Annotated in this window: 14 protein-coding genes; 8 read left to right on the forward strand and 6 right to left on the reverse strand. The window is 45.2% G+C overall.

The annotated features are described in order from the left end of the window. Positions 1 to 102: 102 nt before the first annotated feature. Positions 103 to 1,047, forward strand: coding sequence for a glutathione S-transferase family protein (locus tag AB4405_RS10720; protein ID WP_372060766.1), 945 nt, complete (start codon positions 103 to 105; stop codon positions 1,045 to 1,047). Positions 1,048 to 1,206: 159 nt separating this feature from the next. Here AB4405_RS10720 and pta read toward each other — a convergent pair whose 3' ends face one another. Both pta and AB4405_RS10730 read right to left on the reverse strand, forming a co-directional pair. After that, positions 1,207 to 3,351, reverse strand: coding sequence for a phosphate acetyltransferase (gene pta, locus AB4405_RS10725; RefSeq protein WP_372060767.1), 2,145 nt, complete (start codon positions 3,349 to 3,351; stop codon positions 1,207 to 1,209). A gap of 129 nt (positions 3,352 to 3,480) precedes the next feature. After that, on the reverse strand, positions 3,481 to 4,677 hold the full coding sequence (locus AB4405_RS10730) for an acetate kinase (protein WP_372060768.1): 1,197 nt from the start codon (positions 4,675 to 4,677) through the stop codon (positions 3,481 to 3,483). Between the two features lie 332 nt (positions 4,678 to 5,009). Between AB4405_RS10730 and yfbV the strand changes: the two genes are divergently transcribed. After that, the gene (gene yfbV / locus AB4405_RS10735) at positions 5,010 to 5,462 is read left to right on the forward strand and encodes a terminus macrodomain insulation protein YfbV (RefSeq protein WP_102467689.1); all 453 of its coding nucleotides are present in this window, start codon (positions 5,010 to 5,012) and stop codon (positions 5,460 to 5,462) included. Positions 5,463 to 5,580: 118 nt separating this feature from the next. Here yfbV and AB4405_RS10740 read toward each other — a convergent pair whose 3' ends face one another. Next, on the reverse strand, positions 5,581 to 6,684 hold the full coding sequence (locus AB4405_RS10740; RefSeq protein WP_372060769.1) for a PQQ-dependent sugar dehydrogenase: 1,104 nt from the start codon (positions 6,682 to 6,684) through the stop codon (positions 5,581 to 5,583). Positions 6,685 to 7,080: 396 nt separating this feature from the next. On the opposite strand from AB4405_RS10740, the gene AB4405_RS10745 reads away from it, so the two are divergent. The 4 genes from AB4405_RS10745 (at position 7,081) to malZ (ending at position 11,830) form a co-directional block, all read left to right on the forward strand. Then, positions 7,081 to 8,046, forward strand: coding sequence for an ABC transporter substrate-binding protein (locus tag AB4405_RS10745; protein ID WP_102467690.1), 966 nt, complete (start codon positions 7,081 to 7,083; stop codon positions 8,044 to 8,046). A 66-nt stretch (positions 8,047 to 8,112) separates the two neighbouring features. Further along, positions 8,113 to 9,054 (forward strand): ABC transporter permease, encoded by a 942-nt coding sequence (locus AB4405_RS10750; protein ID WP_102467691.1) that lies wholly within the window; start codon positions 8,113 to 8,115, stop codon positions 9,052 to 9,054. Continuing rightward, complete coding sequence (locus tag AB4405_RS10755; protein WP_102467692.1) at positions 9,051 to 9,845, forward strand: ABC transporter ATP-binding protein; 795 nt, start codon at positions 9,051 to 9,053, stop codon at positions 9,843 to 9,845. The genes AB4405_RS10750 and AB4405_RS10755 overlap by 4 nt, the downstream gene beginning before the upstream one ends. 143 nt (positions 9,846 to 9,988) lie before the next feature. Beyond that, a complete protein-coding gene (malZ, locus tag AB4405_RS10760) occupies positions 9,989 to 11,830 on the forward strand; it encodes a maltodextrin glucosidase (RefSeq protein ID WP_372060770.1) in 1,842 nt (613 codons plus the stop codon). Between the two features lie 74 nt (positions 11,831 to 11,904). Here malZ and dusC read toward each other — a convergent pair whose 3' ends face one another. After that, positions 11,905 to 12,867 carry a tRNA dihydrouridine(16) synthase DusC gene (dusC, locus tag AB4405_RS10765; RefSeq protein ID WP_102467694.1) on the reverse strand — a complete coding sequence of 321 codons (963 nt, stop codon included), beginning with the start codon at positions 12,865 to 12,867 and terminating at the stop codon, positions 11,905 to 11,907. A gap of 120 nt (positions 12,868 to 12,987) precedes the next feature. Between dusC and AB4405_RS10770 the strand changes: the two genes are divergently transcribed. Next, on the forward strand, positions 12,988 to 13,590 hold the full coding sequence (locus AB4405_RS10770; RefSeq protein ID WP_372060771.1) for an SEC-C metal-binding domain-containing protein: 603 nt from the start codon (positions 12,988 to 12,990) through the stop codon (positions 13,588 to 13,590). Positions 13,591 to 13,684: 94 nt separating this feature from the next. On the opposite strand, the gene dsbB is transcribed toward AB4405_RS10770, so the two are convergent. Continuing rightward, positions 13,685 to 14,227, reverse strand: coding sequence for a disulfide bond formation protein DsbB (gene dsbB / locus AB4405_RS10775; protein WP_372060772.1), 543 nt, complete (start codon positions 14,225 to 14,227; stop codon positions 13,685 to 13,687). 78 nt (positions 14,228 to 14,305) lie between these two features. Beyond that, entirely contained in the window at positions 14,306 to 15,898 is a 1,593-nt protein-coding gene (gene nhaB, locus AB4405_RS10780; RefSeq protein ID WP_372060773.1) for a Na(+)/H(+) antiporter NhaB, read from the reverse strand. Positions 15,899 to 16,575: 677 nt separating this feature from the next. Between nhaB and fadR the strand changes: the two genes are divergently transcribed. Continuing rightward, on the forward strand, positions 16,576 to 17,415 hold the full coding sequence (gene fadR, locus AB4405_RS10785) for a fatty acid metabolism transcriptional regulator FadR (protein WP_372060774.1): 840 nt from the start codon (positions 16,576 to 16,578) through the stop codon (positions 17,413 to 17,415). Positions 17,416 to 17,498: the final 83 nt, after the last annotated feature.

Here is a 17,498-nt window from a genome sequence, read left to right on the forward strand (position 1 = left end):
TTCCTTCAGTTTATTCGAACATCTTCTTTTACCTACCCCACTGAACCTTAGCGATCTCGTTCTCTATACTGATTTCAAAGCAGAATAAAGTGAGTGTGGGTAATGGGTAAATTAGTTGATGGCGTATGGCATGACGTTTGGTATGACACAAAAACCAGTGGCGGTAAGTTTGTCCGTGAAGATGCAGGGTTTCGCCATTGGGTGAAAAATGAGGCTGGAGCAAAGTTTCTGCCGGAATCGGGCCGTTACCATCTCTACGTTTCTCTCGCATGCCCTTGGGCGCACCGAACGTTGATCTTTCGTGCATTAAAGGGACTCGAACCTCATATTGATGTAACCGTAGTATGCCCTGACATGCTCAGCCAAGGTTGGTCTTTTGGGCTTCCTGAACCTTTATTCGGTTTCTCAAATCTTCATGAGATATATACAAAAGCAAAATCAGATTATTCAGGTCGCGTTACCGTTCCTGTGCTTTGGGATAAAAAAACGCAGACGATTGTGAGTAACGAATCGTCTGAGATTATTCGCATGTTTAATTCTGAGTTCAATGATTTAACAGGAAATACGGACGACTATTATCCCGAGAAACTGCGCAAAAGCATTGATGATTGGAATGACTTTATCTATCCAGCGATAAATAACGGGGTATATCGCTGTGGGTTTGCCACGATGCAAGATGCCTATGAAGAGGCGTATACAGAGTTGTTCAATGCCTTAGATAAAGTTGATGAGCATCTATCTCAGCATCGCTACATAGCGGGAAGTCAGATAACAGAAGCAGACTGGCGCTTGTTTACGACCTTAGTGCGGTTTGATGCGGTTTATGTTGGTCACTTTAAATGCAACAAAAAGCGCATTGCCGACTATGAGCATATTCAAGGCTATCTCAAAGAATTGTATCAGGTCGCTGGGGTGAAAGAGACAACCGATATGTATCATATCAAGCGTCACTATTACTTTAGTCATGCTGGGATTAATCCAACGCAAATTGTGCCGATGGGGCCTGATTTAGATTTAGAATCGTTGCATGGTCGAGAAAGCATCTAGCGTTGCCGAATCAAGGTGATGAGCGATTTAAAGTCGTTAAGAGTTAAGAGTTAAGAGTTAAGAGTTCAAAAGCAAAAAGCGCCTTCGGTAACGAAGGCGCTTTTTCATAGGACTAATGATTTGTTGCTTGCGTGAATGTTATCTCGCTAGCGACATTAATTAGCCTTGCTCTTGGCTTGACTGAATTGCTGTTAGAGCGATAGTGTAAACAATGTCGTCTACTAGCGCGCCACGTGACAAGTCATTAACCGGTTTGCGCATGCCTTGCAGCATTGGACCGATTGATACAAGGTCAGCTGAACGTTGTACTGCTTTGTATGTCGTGTTACCTGTGTTTAGATCAGGGAATACGAATACGGTTGCTTTACCGGCAACTGGAGAGTTAGGCGCTTTAGAAGCGGCAACATTTTCCATGATAGCAGCATCGTACTGTAGCGGACCGTCAATGATAAGGTCAGGACGTTTCGCTTGAGCAAGTTTCGTTGCTTCACGTACTTTATCAACATCTGCGCCTTTACCAGACTCACCAGTAGAGTATGAGATCATTGCAACGCGAGGCTCGATACCAAATGCAGTTGCAGAGTCTGCAGACTGAATAGCAATCTCAGCAAGCTGTTCAGCCGTTGGGTCTGGGTTGATCGCACAGTCACCGTAAACCAATACTTGGTCAGGCAGAAGCATGAAGAAGATAGAGGATACGATAGACGCATCAGGCGCCGTTTTGATGATTTGGAACGGAGGCACGATAGTGTTTGCTGTCGTGTGTACCGCACCAGAAACAAGGCCGTCAACTTCGTTGTTTTCTAGCATCATTGTGCCTAGGAAAACTGAATCTTGAAGTTTTTCACGAGCCACAACTTCTGTCATGCCCTTCGCACCGCGAAGCTCAACAAGACGAGCAACATAGTTATCGCGTACTGCATCGGCGTCGATGATTTGTACGCCAGCACCCAATTCAACACCTTGTTGCGCAGCAACGCGGCGAATCTCTTCAGGGTTACCAAGAAGCACACATTCAGCAATACCGCGCTCTGCACAGATAGCCGCCGCTTTAACGGTACGTGGCTCATCGCCTTCAGGAAGGACGATACGCTTGCCAGCTTTGCGAGCGAACTCAGTTAGCTGGTAACGGAATGCTGGTGGGCTCAAACGACGAGACTTTTCAGTCCCTTCCGTCATTGATTCAATCCAGTTGCCATCAACATGGCCAGCAACGTGGTCATTGATGAACTCAATACGCTCTTTATCATCCGCAGGGACTTCAATGCTAAAGCTTTGCAGGTTCAGAGACGTTTGCCATGTGTTACCTTGTGCCTTGAAGATTGGCAGGCCAGTATCAAGTGCAGGCTTAATTAGGTCACGGATTTCAGTTGGAATGTCGTATCCGCCAGTTAGCAAGATAGCACCAATGTCAACGCCGTTCATTGAAGCAAGTGCAGCAGCAACGATAACATCTGGACGATCCGCTGAAGTGACAAGCAATGAACCTGGCTTGAAGTGTTCAATCATGTTTGGCAGTGAACGTGCACAGAAGGTAATGCTTTTCACACGACGAGTGGCGATGTCGCCTTCGTTGATGATTTCAGCATTAAGGTGCTGCGCCATATCGATAGCACGCGTTGCAATAAGGTCGATGCTCCAAGGCACGCAACCTAGCACACGAATTGGGCTAGTGTTGAAGATTTCCATCACTTTCAATTCGTTTTGTTTTGCAGTGTCTGCATCATCAAAGATTTCAGAAAGGTCAGGGCGAGTACGGCCTGCTTCATCCACGGGTGCGTTCAATTTGTTGATGATAACGCCAGAGATGTTCTTATTCTTTGTACCACCAAAGTTTGAACACGCTACTTCAATACGCTCTTTAAGCTGTACTGGGTTGTCTGTACTTGGTGTTGCAACCATGACGATTTCTGCACCAAGTGTCGCTGCAATTTCCGCGTTCACTTGGTTAGCGAATGGGTGCTTACGAGTTGGAACCAAACCTTCGATTAGAGTCACATCTGCATCTTTATTGATTTGGTTGTAACGCTCTACAATCGTCTCTAGCAGCTCATCCATGTTGTCGTTGCCGATTAGGCTTTCTGCGACAGACATTTGAAGAGGCGAACCAATTTTCATATCGCTGTTCGCGGCAACGATAGTTGTGGTTAGATCAGGCTGATCACCACCACTACGAGGTTGAGCAATTGGTTTGTAGAAAGAAACTTTAACACCTTTACGCTCCATTGCGCGAAGGAGACCCATGCTAACGCTAGTTAGGCCGACGCCTGCGCTAGTAGGGATAAGCATAATAGTACGGGACATTCTTTGAGCACCTCAAACTATATAAGGGGGGAAGAAGCTCAGTGCATTTGTGCACTTCGATTGGGGGCAAGCGAGAAAAACTGAGCTTAATAAAAAACTGGCCGACCATTAGGTCAGCCAGTTTGAATCTTACAGACCTGCTAGACGCGCAGTGTCTTCGGCAATCACTAGCTCTTCGTTAGTCGAGATAACCATTGCTGGGATACGGCTGTCAGCTGAAGTGATAGTACCTTCACCACCGAAGCGTGCTTTCAGGTTCGCATCGTTATCTACTTCGATACCGAATACGCCTAGACGGTTAAGAACCATTTCACGGATTGGTGCAGAGTTCTCACCGATACCACCAGTAAAGATGATAGCGTCTAGACGGCCGTCTAGAGTTGCCGTGTAGCCAGCAACGTATTTTGCAAGGCGGTGACAGAACACGTCCATCGCACGCGTTGCTTCTTCTTTCTCGCCGTAGTTGTCTTCAACAAAACGACAGTCAGAAGTCACTTCAGTTAGACCTTGTAGGCCAGACTCTTTCGTTAGCATCGTGTTGATTTGCTCAACTGAGTAACCTAGTGCGTCATGCAGGTGGAAGATGATCGCAGGATCGATGTCACCACAACGCGTACCCATCACAAGACCTTCAAGTGGAGTAAGACCCATTGAAGTATCTACAGACTCACCATTTTTGATAGCACATACAGATGCGCCGTTACCAAGGTGGCAGTTGATGATGTTTAGTTCGCTTGTTGGCTTGCCTAGTAGCTCAGCAGCTTCACGAGCGATAAATAGGTGAGAAGTACCGTGCATGCCGTAGCGACGGATGCCGTGCTCTTTGTACAAGTTGTACGGAAGGGCATATAGGTAAGACTCTTGAGGCATTGTTTGGTGGAATGCTGTGTCAAATACCGCTACGTTTTTAAGCTCAGGGAAGCTGTGCTTAGCCGCTTCGATGCCAATGATGTGCGCAGGGTTGTGAAGAGGTGCAAACGTTGAAGCACCTTCAATTCCTTTAAGAACATCATCAGTGATAAGTGCAGACGAAGTGAATTGCTCGCCACCGTGTACGATACGGTGACCGATAGCGCCTAGGTTAGCTTTAAGCTCAGGCTTAGAACCAAGAATAGTTTCTACCATGAACGCTAATGCTTCTTCGTGAGCAGCACCGTTACCTAGTTGTGCTTCGTGTTTGCCATCAAGTTTCCACTTGATACGTGCTTCAGGAAGGTGAAGACACTCAGCAAGGCCTGTTAGGTGTTCTTCACCATTGGTTGCGTCAACGATAGCGAACTTAAGAGAAGAACTGCCGCAGTTTAAAACTAAAACTAGCTTAGACATTAAAGGTTACCTGTAATTTGTCTGATCGAAGATCAAGGGTATAAATATCTCAAGGCTGAGATCGCACAAATTGTTACGATTCAGCCTTGATCAAAAATTCAACAATTGCCGTATAATCATAAGCGATTTTCTCAGAAAATCACTTTTGCGTCCTTGCGACGTTCATCTCTGGGTTGCCTTATCCGAAAATAAAGTCAACAATGAGATTGAGGTTACGCAGAGAATAACGATATTGCGTAATGATAACAAAATAAATTTGAAAGAATATTAACTTTCGTCAATATTTTGCGTTTTTATTTGAATGGTTAAACTTTTTTTTAGTGAGGTTGCCGATGAGTGAAAGACTAAGCTTAACTCAGAGTTTGAAAAATGGTCAGAAGTACATGGATACTTGGCCGATGAGAAAAGAGTTAACGCCTCTGTTTCCAGAACAGCGCATTATTAAGGCGACAAAGTTTGCTGTGAAAGTGATGCCTGCAGTGGCGGCTATTAGTGTGCTTACTCAGATGGTCTTCAACAACGCACAAGCGCTCCCTCAAACAATTGTTATTGCATTGTTTGCGATCAGTCTACCGCTACAAGGCATGTGGTGGTTGGGAAACCGGTCAAACACCACATTACCTCCTGCACTGGCATCTTGGTACCGCGAGCTTCATCAAAAGGTGACGGAAACGGGTTATGCCTTAGAGCCACCGAAAGCGAAACCTCGCTACAAAGAATTGGCGGTTATGCTGAATAATGCTTTTCGACAGCTCGACCGCAGCTCGTTTGAGCGTTGGTTCTAATAATAGTATTGAATTTTTAAAACAGCCTGCTGAGTAGCAGGCTGTTTTTTTATGATAAGAGTTATAGAGTTATATCAGAGTGTCTTCATACATAAGTAAGATCTTCGCTTTTTGGTGACTACTGTGGTTCGTATGCGCGGGAGACCTGGTAGATGTAACCGCTGTCGGTCGTAAACCAGACGACGCCTTTCGTATCAGAGGTAATGTCTCTTATCCTCTCATTGAACTCCTCGTAGTAACGCCTTTCTTCCAACACTTGTCCCGCTTGATTGATTTCGAGTAGGTTGATGTGAGTCAACTTCAACGCACCGATTAATAGCTTACCTTCTAGGCGAGGAAAGTACTGATGTGGGTAAATATAAAGCGAACCTGGTGCGATTGATGGGATATAGACTTTTTTCGGTGCGGCGATCCCTTCTTTTTCTTGCGCTTCGCCAACATTTAACGGCCCCCAGTACTCTTTTCCGTGTGAAGTGACCGGCCAGCCGTAGTTATGACCTTTTACAATCAAATTGAGTTCGTCACCGCCTCTAGGGCCATGTTCGATTGCCCACAATTGTTGGGTCCTAGGGTGATAAGCAATACCTTGGGGGTTGCGGTGCCCATAGCTGTAAATTTCGGGTAGGTAATTCCCATCCTCAATGAATGGATTATCGCTAGGGATTGTACCGTCAAGGTTTAGCCTTACGATGGTTCCTGCGTGGGTCTTGGTGTTTTGGCCGTTGTCCCTATCTCCCGCATCACCAATGGTCATAAACACTTTATTATCTTGAATAACGAGCCGACTACCAAAATGACGACCTGTCGTTACTGCCGTGTTGCTGGTAAATAGGTCTTGCCAGTTGACCAGGGTTTGATTTTCAAGCGTGGCTTTTGCAAGCGTCGGTGCACCCCCATCATCGACGGGCTTCGCGTAAGTAAAAAAGAACTCATTATCATTTTTGGGGCTTTGCACTATGTCCATCAGCCCGCCCTGTCCTTTGCTATAAATCTCAGGTAGCCCAGCAATGGTTTCGGAATGGCCAGTTTTGCTATTGAGTAGTAGCAATTTACCAGAACGAATCGAGACGAGAAAATGCGTATCAGAAAAGGTTTCGATTGCCCATGGTACGCCAGAAACTTGCGTGAGCTTTTTATGCTCACTGCTTTCAAATTCTTGAGCGTTAGCTGTTGAAGCTATACATCCTATAAGGCCTATACGGATGAGAGATTTTATGTCCATTTTTATCCCTTTAAGACGACGTTATTTCAAATATAGTCGGGAATGCTGATTAGTAATAGATCGGGAAGTTGTCATCGTGGTTCATGTTGGCCATTGCTATTTGTCGTGCGTTCACTGCTATGGTTTCGTCATTGAAAAATAGACAGCGCATCCTGTATTGTATTATGTACGGCGCAGAGGGAATGTTTTTTGTGAAACTGTCCTGCCCGCACGTTTGCAGCGCTAGATGTTAATAACTTCTTTCAATTTGGTGTGCTTACTGGTAGTAATATTGGTTAAGTGTGATTAATAAATCACATCGATAATAGATCGTAAAATAATAATTACACCTCAAATTCAATAATGGGGTGTCGTCACAGCAAACACAAAAACGAGTTGCTGAATCAAGGAGTCAAGATGAAAGCAAGCAAGCTAATTACCACCGCGATTTTAACGGGGGCAGCATTGTTGTCTTCAGCCAGCATTATGGCAAAAACGGCAAAAGTTGCCGTTTCACAAATCGTTGAACACCCTGCGTTGGATGCGACAAGACAAGGATTGGTTGATGGCCTTAAAGCCAACGGTTATGAAGAGGGTAAGAATTTAGAGTTTGAGTATAAGACAGCGCAAGGTAATCCTGCGATTGCGGTTCAGATTGCTCGCCAATTTGTTGGTGAACGCCCAGATGTGCTCGTCGGAATTGCTACGCCGACCGCACAAGCGCTTGTTTCTGCCACGCGTGATATCCCGGTTGTTTTTACTGCTGTGACCGATCCGGTAGGCGCAAAGTTAGTTAAGCAACTCGAGCAGCCAGGACAAAATGTAACGGGCTTGTCAGATTTGTCTCCAGTTGACCAGCACGTGGCGCTTATTAAAGAAATTATGCCAAGCGTGAAAACGATCGGTGTGGTTTATAATCCTGGCGAAGCTAACGCCGTGAGTTTGATGGAGCTGTTGAAAGAAAGCACCAAGAAACATGGTATCGAATTGGTTGAAGCAACAGCGCTTAGAACGGCGGATGTTCAAACCGCGACTCAGGCAATTGTTGGTAAGTCAGACATTATCTATGCGTTGATCGATAACACTGTTGCCAGTGCAATTGAAGGTATGATTGTTTCAGCAAACCAAGCGAATACACCAGTGTTTGGTGCAGCAACGTCTTATGTTGAGCGTGGTGCAGTAGCAAGCCTTGGCTTTGATTACTACCAGATAGGCGTGCAAACGGCGGACTACGTTGCACAAATTTTAGATGGTAAAGATCCCGGTGAACTGGATGTTAAAGTCGCTAAAGGGTCGGATCTCGTTATTAATGCGACGGCCGCTAAAAAATTGGGTCTAACGATTCCTAAAACCGTCATGGATCGCGCGACCAGCGTTAAATAGGTTTTGTTCCTATTCCGGACCGAGTGCTCTACTCGGTCCTTATAAATAAGCAGAAAAGGAGTTGTTATGTCTGCTTTTGCATTTTTCGGTGCCATTGAAATAGGCCTTATTTATGGCTTAGTGGCACTGGGTGTTTACCTTACTTTCAGAGTGCTCGATTTCCCTGACCTGAGTGTTGATGGCAGTTTTCCTATGGGCGCTGCAGTGGCAGCAACGGCCATCGTTTCTGGAATTAACCCTTGGCTCGCGACGGGAATGGCTATTGTTGCTGGCGCAGCGACAGGTTGGGTCACGGCTTTTTTAGCGGTTCGTTGTGGTATTTTGCATCTTCTGGCCTCTATCTTGACGATGATCGCTGCATTTTCTATCAATATCCGAATCATGGGTCGACCTAATATCGCGCTGTTAGGTGAGGAGACGATTTTAACGCCATTCGAAATGATGGGGGATTCAATGTACATTCGTCCTATCGTTGTTGGTGTATTAGTCCTTATTTCCGCTTGGTTTGTTGTCCGCTTATTGAATAGTGACTTTGGTTTAGGGCTTCGCGCGACGGGTGTCAATGCACGTATGGTGAAAGCTCAAGGCGCAAGCACCGCGTTATACACGTATTTTTGCTTGGCGTTATCAAATGGGTTCGTTGGTTTTGCAGGCGCGCTGTTTGCTCAAACGAACAGCTTTGCTGATGTGACTTCAGGGGTAGGGACGATTGTTGTCGGCTTAGCGGCTGTTATTCTCGGTCAAACGCTTATTCCTGGTCGACGAATTTGGATCGCTGTTGTGGCGGTTATCGTTGGGTCCGTTTTGTATCGCCTTGCGGTCGCGTTTGCCTTAAGTAGTGGTATGTTCGGATTACAGGCATCAGATCTTAACTTGGTTACGGCCATCCTTGTTGCCGCAGCGTTGATTGCGCCGAAGATTAAGGGGAACCTTAAAGCAAAAAAGGTCGGTAAGCCTGTTGAGAATAAGGCAAATTCAAATTCAGGCAAAACGGGGAAAGTAACATGATTCGATTAGAAGATATTCAGGTCACTTTTAACCCAGGAACGATCCTGGAAAACCGCGCGTTACGAAGTGTGAATTTAGAGGTTCCAGAGCATCAGTTTCTGACGGTTATTGGTTCTAATGGCGCTGGGAAATCAACCTTATTAGGCGCCGTGACAGGTGAAACACCAATGATTGGTGGTCGGGTTTTGATTGATGAGATGGATGTCACTAGGCAAACTGTCGATCAGCGTGCTAACCAATGCGCACGTGTTTTTCAGGACCCACTAGCGGGGACCTGTGCCGATTTAACAATCGAAGAGAACATGGCATTGGCTTACATGCGCGGGAAAAAACGAGGCTGGAGTATGTCACTTTCCTCAAAACGTCGTCAGCTATTTCAAGAGCGTATTAGTATTCTTGGCTTGGGATTAGAAGATCGCCTAGGTGACAACATTGGGCTATTGTCAGGTGGTCAACGCCAAGCCGTGAGCTTAGTGATGGCGACGCTCTCCGACAGTAAGTTACTATTACTCGATGAGCATACTGCTGCGTTAGATCCTCGTATGGCGGCTTTCATTATCGACCTGACAAAAAAGGTCATCAATGAGTTTAACCTGACCGTTATGATGGTGACTCACTCGATGAAAGATGCGCTTGCGTGTGGTGATAGAACGGTAATGTTGCACCAAGGTGAGATCGTGTTGGATGTTGCCGGTGATCAGCGCGCCAATATGTCGGTACCGGACCTACTTGAGATGTTCTCTAAGGTAAGAGGCGAAGAATTAGCGGATGATAGCTTGCTGCTTAGCTAGTTATTTAAGGTGTATGAGGTTGTCGCTACGCCCTAAGTTCTAACCCTACCAACTGTGATCCCTCTTCAATTTGAAGGGGGATTTTTTTATAGGGGAAGTTAATTAAAATAGTCTTATCTCAATCGTTTAATAAGAAGATACCCATGAGCACACCTTATCTCTACCACTCCCAAACGACCGATGGCGTGACGCTGAACGTGAGCTATCTCGTGATTGAATTATTAACCGAAGATCTATCTTTCGAGCGTGTTCTGCTCAGGCATGAGCCTGATAATGAAGAATATATGATTGAGATGCAGCCTATGGGTCTCAAAGGTCAATTGAGGGTGTGGCGTGCAGAGCTGCCGATGAGTCTTGATAAAGACGTCACATACTACACGTTCAAAGCAATCTTAGGAGCCAAGCAATATTGGTTAGATGGCCGAGGGGTGCAGCCCAGGATGCCAGGAAGAGAATATCACTTTAAATACAATCGTGTCGATCGCCCACCAGAGTGGGTGTCAGAACAAGTTTTTTATCAAATATTCCCCGACAGGTTCTGTAATGGTGACCCGTCTTTGAGCGTAGAAACAGGTGAATATCAATATCTTGGTAAGAATCGACAATCGGTTAAACGACAGTGGGGGGATCCGGTTGGTCAGCACGGTAATACCGGGGCGGTCGAGTTCTACGGTGGCGATTTAGCGGGTATACAAGCAAAACTAGACTATTTACAGGCGTTGGGCATCACCACCCTTTACCTTAACCCTATATTCAAGTCCTACTCGAATCATAAATACGACACAGTTGACTATTTTTCGATTGACCCAAAATTTGGCACCAATCAGCAGTTCGCAGCGCTATCGGCTGATATTCACCAACGTGGTATGAAAGTGGTGTTGGATGCGGTGCTGAACCATACCTCGACCGAGCACGCATGGTTTGATAAATCACAGCAAGGCAATGGGGCGTATGGGTCGGTAGACAGCCCATATCGCGACTACTATTTTTTTGATGGTGCTAGTCAGGATTATGTCGGCTGGAAGGGCATTGATACGTTGCCGGTACTTAATTTCCATCACGAGCCAGTGCGTAACGAGATTTATCTCAATGAAAACTCTGTCATCAAACATTGGTTAAAACCACCTTATTCTATTGATGGTTGGCGTTTTGATGTTATCCATATGCTGGGAGAAGGGGAAGGGGCCGCGAATAATGCCCACTACGTAAAAGCGTTTCGTCATTCAATGAAAACGGTCTCGCCAGATTCTTACATGTTAGGTGAACATTTCTTTGAGGCGACGAGTTGGTTACAAGGCGATCAAGAAGACGGTTCAATGAACTATTATGGGTTCGCCCACCCAGTTAGGGCGCTATTGGCTCATAAGGACATTCAATTTGATCCCATTGACATAGATTGTCATGACTTCTTAGCTTGGTTGTTGGAGGCGCAAGCCAAAGTGCCGTGGGCCAACCAGTTGTCACAACTGAATCAACTGGACAGCCATGATACGGAACGGTTCTTGACGACATTGCATGGGGATTCACAAGCAGTCAAAATCGCGTCGCAACTGTTAATGACGTATGTTGGCACACCTTGTCTTTATTACGGCACGGAAGTGGGTTTGGAAGGAGGGCATGATCCCGATAATCGCCGATGTTTTCCGTGGGATAAGACAGTGGATAGTGATTGGTTAGTGTATTTTAAGCATCTAATCGCGGCAAGACGGCAGTTCAAAGCGTTACAGAAAGGCAGCTTTGTCACCTTGTCGGTGAGTGAGCAATGCCTTGTCTTTGCACGAGTACTCGGGGGGGAAGTTGTGATCAGCGGCTTTAACCTTTCTGATCGTGACATCACAGTGACACTACCGTTATGGAAGCTTGCCACCGATCTTCATGTAATGCATTGCTGGTGGACGAAGAAGTCTCAACCGGTTCAAGACAGTGCGTTTACCGTGACAATTGGCGGGAGAGGGTCAATACTGCTTGCCAACGCCGAAAGGTAATGATTGATGAGCCAACTCTAGTAATAAGCCGTTAGTTCTGGCAGTTAAGAATCTCCGGCTCTAGCACTTAATGATCACAGGGTCGTTGCACCATCGATTGCGTCACGATAGCGTTTTATATCGGCAACGATGGGTGCAGCGGTTTTGTGGATGCGAATTTCTCTAAATAAATCCATCGCCTGAGGGTATTGGTTGCGAAGATAAGCAAACCACTGCTTCACCCGGTTCGGATAGTATAAGCCTTTGTCACCTTTCATTTCATATGTGGAGTACTGCAATAATAGGTCAACGACCTCATGCCAGGGCATCACGGAATGATTATGTTTGACGACATTGCCTAAGTTAGGCACGTTAAATGCGCCTCGACATACCATCAATGAATCGACACCGGTGGTTTCAATACAGCGCTGGCCATCCGCGTAGTTCCAAATCTCACCGTTGGCTATCAACGGCAGTGACGTGCGTTTACGGATCTCAGTGATATAATCCCACTTAATTTCACTGGCCTTATACCCACCGCTTTTGGTTCGAGCATGAACCGTGAGTTCAGCTGCGCCGGCTTGTTCAATGGCGTCAACGATCTCGAAACAATCGTCTGGATTCTCCCAACCGAGGCGAATCTTCGCTGTTACTGGAATGGTAGCGTCGACGGCATCACGGCAGGCTTTAACGACTTGGTAGATTTGGTCAGGATACTGAAGCATGGCGGCACCACCGTTACTTCTGTTCACTAGTTTCGCTGGACAACCAAAATTAATGTCGATCCCCCTTGCCCCCATCTGTTCCGCTTTTACCGCATTTTCTGCCATCCATTGTGCGTGCTGGCCAAGTAATTGAATATGGATAGGCGTACCAGATTTAGTTTGTGACCCTTGCGAGAGTTCAGGGCAAATGCGCTGGAAAACGTGGTCAGGGAGACATTGGTCGCTAACACGCACAAATTCAGTGACGCAGAGATCATAGTCGTTAATCTCAGTCAAAATCTCTCGCATCAAATGGTCTAAAACACCTTCCATCGGACCTAGCACAACACGCATATTGGTACTCTCATAATTCTGGAGCGGCGATTCTATCTGGAAAGCGATCAAGAATCGACCATTGATGTATCGACACGCTCGAAATATACTTGCGGCAAACCTAAATACAGAATTGAACTTATGAACCTCATTCAATTGCCAGAAGCGTGGCAAGGCGAGTCGGCCGATTATCTAGAAGGGGCGATCTTAGCCGCAAACTTTACCGTATCTCCACTTGAGCCTTCGGTCTGGCTTGCGAGCGTGATTGCTGATTACGACAAGTCACAGGAAGACTGGGTCGTCGCACACTTAAATGCACAGTATGCGTATTTGAAAGCTAATCAGTACAGCCTTCTACCTAAAGTGGGTGAAAGTCGAGAGCGTTTAGCCGATTTTGCGCAAGGCTTTATGGTGGTTTGGGAGCATGTTGAACCGTTATGGCTAAAAAAGTCGCCCAATGATGGCACAATGCGTATGTTGCAAGCTTGGTTAACGACGCTAATGTTGGCGATTGATGAAGAGCAAACGCATGCGCAAATGACGGAAGCCGGGTTTGAGACCTTACCGCAACTTGAAGGGTTAATCCCACAAGTTGATCATATGATCAACGAGATAGCACTGGCCGCGGATGAGATGATGATTGGCCATCAGTCTCAGTCAGTCAATCCGTTTAAAGACACGGGACGAAATGACCCGTGTCTTTGTGAAAGCGGTAAGAAGTACAAAAAATGTTGTGGTAAATAACTTCAACACTAGTAATGAATGTACAAATTGTCGTTAAAAAGCCTCCTGTTGGAGGCTTTTTAACATCGACAGACTGGCTTCAATCAAGTGTCACTTATTGAAAACCTCGAGCACGTGAGCGGGTCTGCTTAGCACCTTGAGATAAAATAATGATCGCTAACACGAAAAGGTTACCCGCAAAAATGATGACAAGCCATTGCGGCATGGACAGTGTTAAAAACTGCCAAACAACTTTTGAACAATCGCCGTAAGCCTCGAATAGCCATGGTGCCCACTCATTGAGTGGTGCCCAATCCGGAAATGTGACGAAGAGGTCGCAGGTTTTGAATGGAGAGGGATTAAACTGGTAGTCGACATGCTCAAGAGCTAAGGTGAGGCCTTTTACCGCGGATGCACCCCATGCGGCAAACCCAACCCAGCGCAAGACGACATTTTTTGGATTGAGCATGCCAATAAACGCGGCACCTAAAATACCGAACATTGCCACTCGCTCATAGATACACATGACGCACGGACCCAGCATCATGACATGCTGAAAGAAAAGCGCACATAGTTCAAAGATTAATGTGCAAGCAAATAACAAAGCCCATGATAGACGTGTTGTTGAAAATGCTTTGATGTTGGAGAGAATGGTCACTGATTCGTCCTTGGAATAAAAAAAGCTCTGAATACTCAGAGCTTTTTATCGTGGATTAGTTTCACAATCAACTAAAAATTAATGCCCAGATGAGACTGCGGCCTCAATAACTTTACTTGAGTTCGCGACAATCCAGCCCGCGTCGTAAAACCAAGCGGTCATCGGTTCGAGCAAATAAACAATACCAAACAAACCAACAAGTGCCAGTACTAGGGTGTAAGGCAGTGCCATCACGACCATTCTGCCGTAAGACAAACGGATGAGCGGGGCAAGTGCTGATGTAAGCAAGAACAAGAACGCCGCTTGGCCATTTGGTGTTGCAACGGACGGTAGGTTCGTACCTGTGTTGATAGCAACGGCCAGCAAGTCGAACTGATCGCGAGTGATGATGCCTTCGTTGAGTGCTGTTTTTACTTCGTTTATGTAGACTGTTCCGACAAAGACGTTGTCTGATACCATCGATAAGATACCGTTGGCAACATAAAATAGCGCGAGTTGGCTGCTGCTATCTTCAACGTGAAGGACAGCATCGATGATGGGCTTAAACAAGCCTTGATCGATGATGACGGCAACAATAGAAAAGAATACCGCAAGTAGAGCAGTAAACGGCAACGCTTCTTCGAATGCTTTACCCATTGAATGCTCTTCGATCACGCCCGTAAACGCTGTCGCCAGAATAATGACGGAAAGGCCGATGAGGCCAACCGCAGCAAGGTGCATGGCAAGCGCCACAATTAACCAAACAGCGATAGCGCCTTGAACCCAAAGCTTTGCAACGTCTTGCTTAGTTCTAGATTTGCGTTCCTCTCGATCGAAATCAACCAAAATCTTACGAACGTTTTCAGGTAGCTTAGTGCCGTAGCCAAATACCTTAAATTTTTCAACCAACGCACAAGTGACAAGACCAAGTACGAATACTGGTGCAGTAACTGGTAGCATGCGAATGATAAACTCACCAAACAGCCACCCAGCTTGATCGGCAATAATCAGGTTTTGTGGTTCGCCTACCATGGTCATTACGCCACCTAGGGCAGTACCAACACCGGCATGCATGAGTAGTGAGCGCAAGAAAGCTCGATAGTCTTCTAAATCGTCACGCGTCAGTTCAGAGATTTCTTCATCGTGAGTATGATCATGAGAAGAACCTGACCCTTTGCCGGATGCGACTTTATGGTAGATCGAGTAGAAGCCTACAGCGACACTGATGACGACGGCAATCACGGTTAATGCATCGAGGAATGCGGATAAGAAAGCGGCGGTAAAACAAAAAGCCAACGATAAAATGATCTTGGATTGGATACCGAGCAAAATTTTAGTAAACATGAACAACAATAGTTGTTTCATGAAGTAGATGCCTGCCACCATAAACACCAACAATAACAATACTTCGATATTGTTGACTATTTCGTGTTTTACCATGGCAGGACTGGTCATCCCCATGGCGACAGCTTCTATCGCGAGCAGCCCTCCTGGTTGTAATGGGTAGCATTTTAGCGCCATTGCTAACGTAAAAATGAACTCGATAACCAGTAGCCAACCAGCTACGAAGGGATCAATCAGAAAAAAAACGATAGGGTTGATAATTAGGAAAGCAATGATCGCTAATTTATACCAATCCGGAGCTTTACCAAGGAAGTTCTTGATGAAAGCGTTTCCTAGAGACATCGGCATACTAATACTCTTTGTTGTTATTAATCGACAATTGCAAGGGTGCGTTGAGTATTTGAGAGGAAGTTCCAAACAAAAGTTGAACTGTAAAAACTTAGAAAACAAACATGGTTGCACGTTAGCGAATAACTGCGTTCACTTGCCAAGTCTCTCAGTTTTAAAGCACTCCTTGCTTCGACCGCAACTCTACTCTTTGGTTAAATTTAGTCAACAAAAATTACAATTTTAGGGGTTGATTTTTATAGTTTTTGCCAAAAACGCGATCCATGCAAGATAAGTAAATTGCGGTGTTTCATGCCTTGAAGTTAAACATCTGTGTGAGCATGGATTGTTTAAAATAAGACTCATCGATAATAAGGTATGTGAAGGGCGTAAAAAAGTAAGTTATTCTGTGCGAAAAGTATCGAACCTTCGGATATAACGTAATAATAGATATATTGAATTATAGGGACAAACTGCATGCGTACCAAGGCATGAGTATGTAGCAGCACTATTAACAGGAGCAAGTGATTCATATTCATCACCAATAACGGCACTTCGCTAATAAAATGTCAATATAGAGTCAATACTCTATATTTTTAATGTTACAGATATAAGTAGTGTAGGTTTACCAAATTCTTTAAGTAGTGGTATGATGAGTTCCATAACCAAATGAATAAATTAATTGGATAAACCCCATAATGGTGATTAAGGCGAAGAGCCCAGCAGGGTTCGCTGAAAAATATATTATCGAGAGTATCTGGAATGGTCGCTTTCCCCCTGGTTCAATTTTACCGGCAGAGCGTGAGTTATCAGAGCTAATTGGGGTCACAAGGACCACATTGCGAGAGGTATTACAGCGTCTGGCTCGAGATGGTTGGTTGACCATTCAGCATGGTAAACCAACAAAAGTGAACCAGTTTATGGAAACCTCCGGTTTACATATTCTCGATACGTTGATGACCCTAGATGCTGATAATGCAACGTCGATTGTTGAAGATTTGCTTGCTGCTCGAACGAGTATTAGCCCGATTTTTATGCGTTATGCATTCAAAGCGAACAAAGAAAACTCAGAACGCACTATAGAGGGTGTGATTGAGTCCTGTGAGAGCTTACTTAACGCAGAGTCATGGGATGCATTTGTTGCAACCTCACCGTACGAAGACAAGATTCGTCAGCATGTAAAAGATGAAACCGAAAAAGACGAAGAGAAGCGTCAGATCGCTTTAATTGCTCGCACGTTTAACTTTTATGATTACATGTTGTTTCAGCGATTAGCATTTCATTCCGGGAATCAAATTTACGGATTGATCTTCAATGGGGTTAAAAAACTGTATGACCGCGTAGGCACATATTATTTTTCTAACGCCCAAGCAAGAACATTGGCACTAAATTTTTATAAGGACTTGCTGGTTATTTGTGAGTCTGGTGATCGAGACCGTTTGCCGATGGTTATTCGCCAATACGGTTTAGACAGCGGCCATATGTGGAATGAAATGAAAACAACATTGCCAACGAGTTTTACTGAAGATGATGGTTAGGTTTTGGTAAAATTTTGTTCGTGTTATGTAAGAGAAAACGTTGTTTAGGTTTGAATACTTGCCGACGAAACAATAAAAAGCCG

It is taken from the genome of Vibrio sp. 10N.261.51.F12 (genome assembly GCF_041471725.1).
GTDB lineage: Bacteria > Pseudomonadota > Gammaproteobacteria > Enterobacterales > Vibrionaceae > Vibrio.

What these genes read in the sequence shown, in the direction of transcription:
- AB4405_RS10720 (WP_372060766.1), top strand. Translation starts at nt 103, where the DNA reads ATGGGTAAATTAGTTGATGGCGTATGGCATGACGTTTGGTATGACACA.
- pta (WP_372060767.1), bottom strand. Translation starts at nt 3,351, where the DNA reads ATGTCCCGTACTATTATGCTTATCCCTACTAGCGCAGGCGTCGGCCTA.
- AB4405_RS10730 (WP_372060768.1), bottom strand. Translation starts at nt 4,677, where the DNA reads ATGTCTAAGCTAGTTTTAGTTTTAAACTGCGGCAGTTCTTCTCTTAAG.
- yfbV (WP_102467689.1), top strand. Translation starts at nt 5,010, where the DNA reads ATGAGTGAAAGACTAAGCTTAACTCAGAGTTTGAAAAATGGTCAGAAG.
- AB4405_RS10740 (WP_372060769.1), bottom strand. Translation starts at nt 6,684, where the DNA reads ATGGACATAAAATCTCTCATCCGTATAGGCCTTATAGGATGTATAGCT.
- AB4405_RS10745 (WP_102467690.1), top strand. Translation starts at nt 7,081, where the DNA reads ATGAAAGCAAGCAAGCTAATTACCACCGCGATTTTAACGGGGGCAGCA.
- AB4405_RS10750 (WP_102467691.1), top strand. Translation starts at nt 8,113, where the DNA reads ATGTCTGCTTTTGCATTTTTCGGTGCCATTGAAATAGGCCTTATTTAT.
- AB4405_RS10755 (WP_102467692.1), top strand. Translation starts at nt 9,051, where the DNA reads ATGATTCGATTAGAAGATATTCAGGTCACTTTTAACCCAGGAACGATC.
- malZ (WP_372060770.1), top strand. Translation starts at nt 9,989, where the DNA reads ATGAGCACACCTTATCTCTACCACTCCCAAACGACCGATGGCGTGACG.
- dusC (WP_102467694.1), bottom strand. Translation starts at nt 12,867, where the DNA reads ATGCGTGTTGTGCTAGGTCCGATGGAAGGTGTTTTAGACCATTTGATG.
- AB4405_RS10770 (WP_372060771.1), top strand. Translation starts at nt 12,988, where the DNA reads ATGAACCTCATTCAATTGCCAGAAGCGTGGCAAGGCGAGTCGGCCGAT.
- nhaB (WP_372060773.1), bottom strand. Translation starts at nt 15,898, where the DNA reads ATGCCGATGTCTCTAGGAAACGCTTTCATCAAGAACTTCCTTGGTAAA.
- fadR (WP_372060774.1), top strand. Translation starts at nt 16,576, where the DNA reads ATGGTGATTAAGGCGAAGAGCCCAGCAGGGTTCGCTGAAAAATATATT.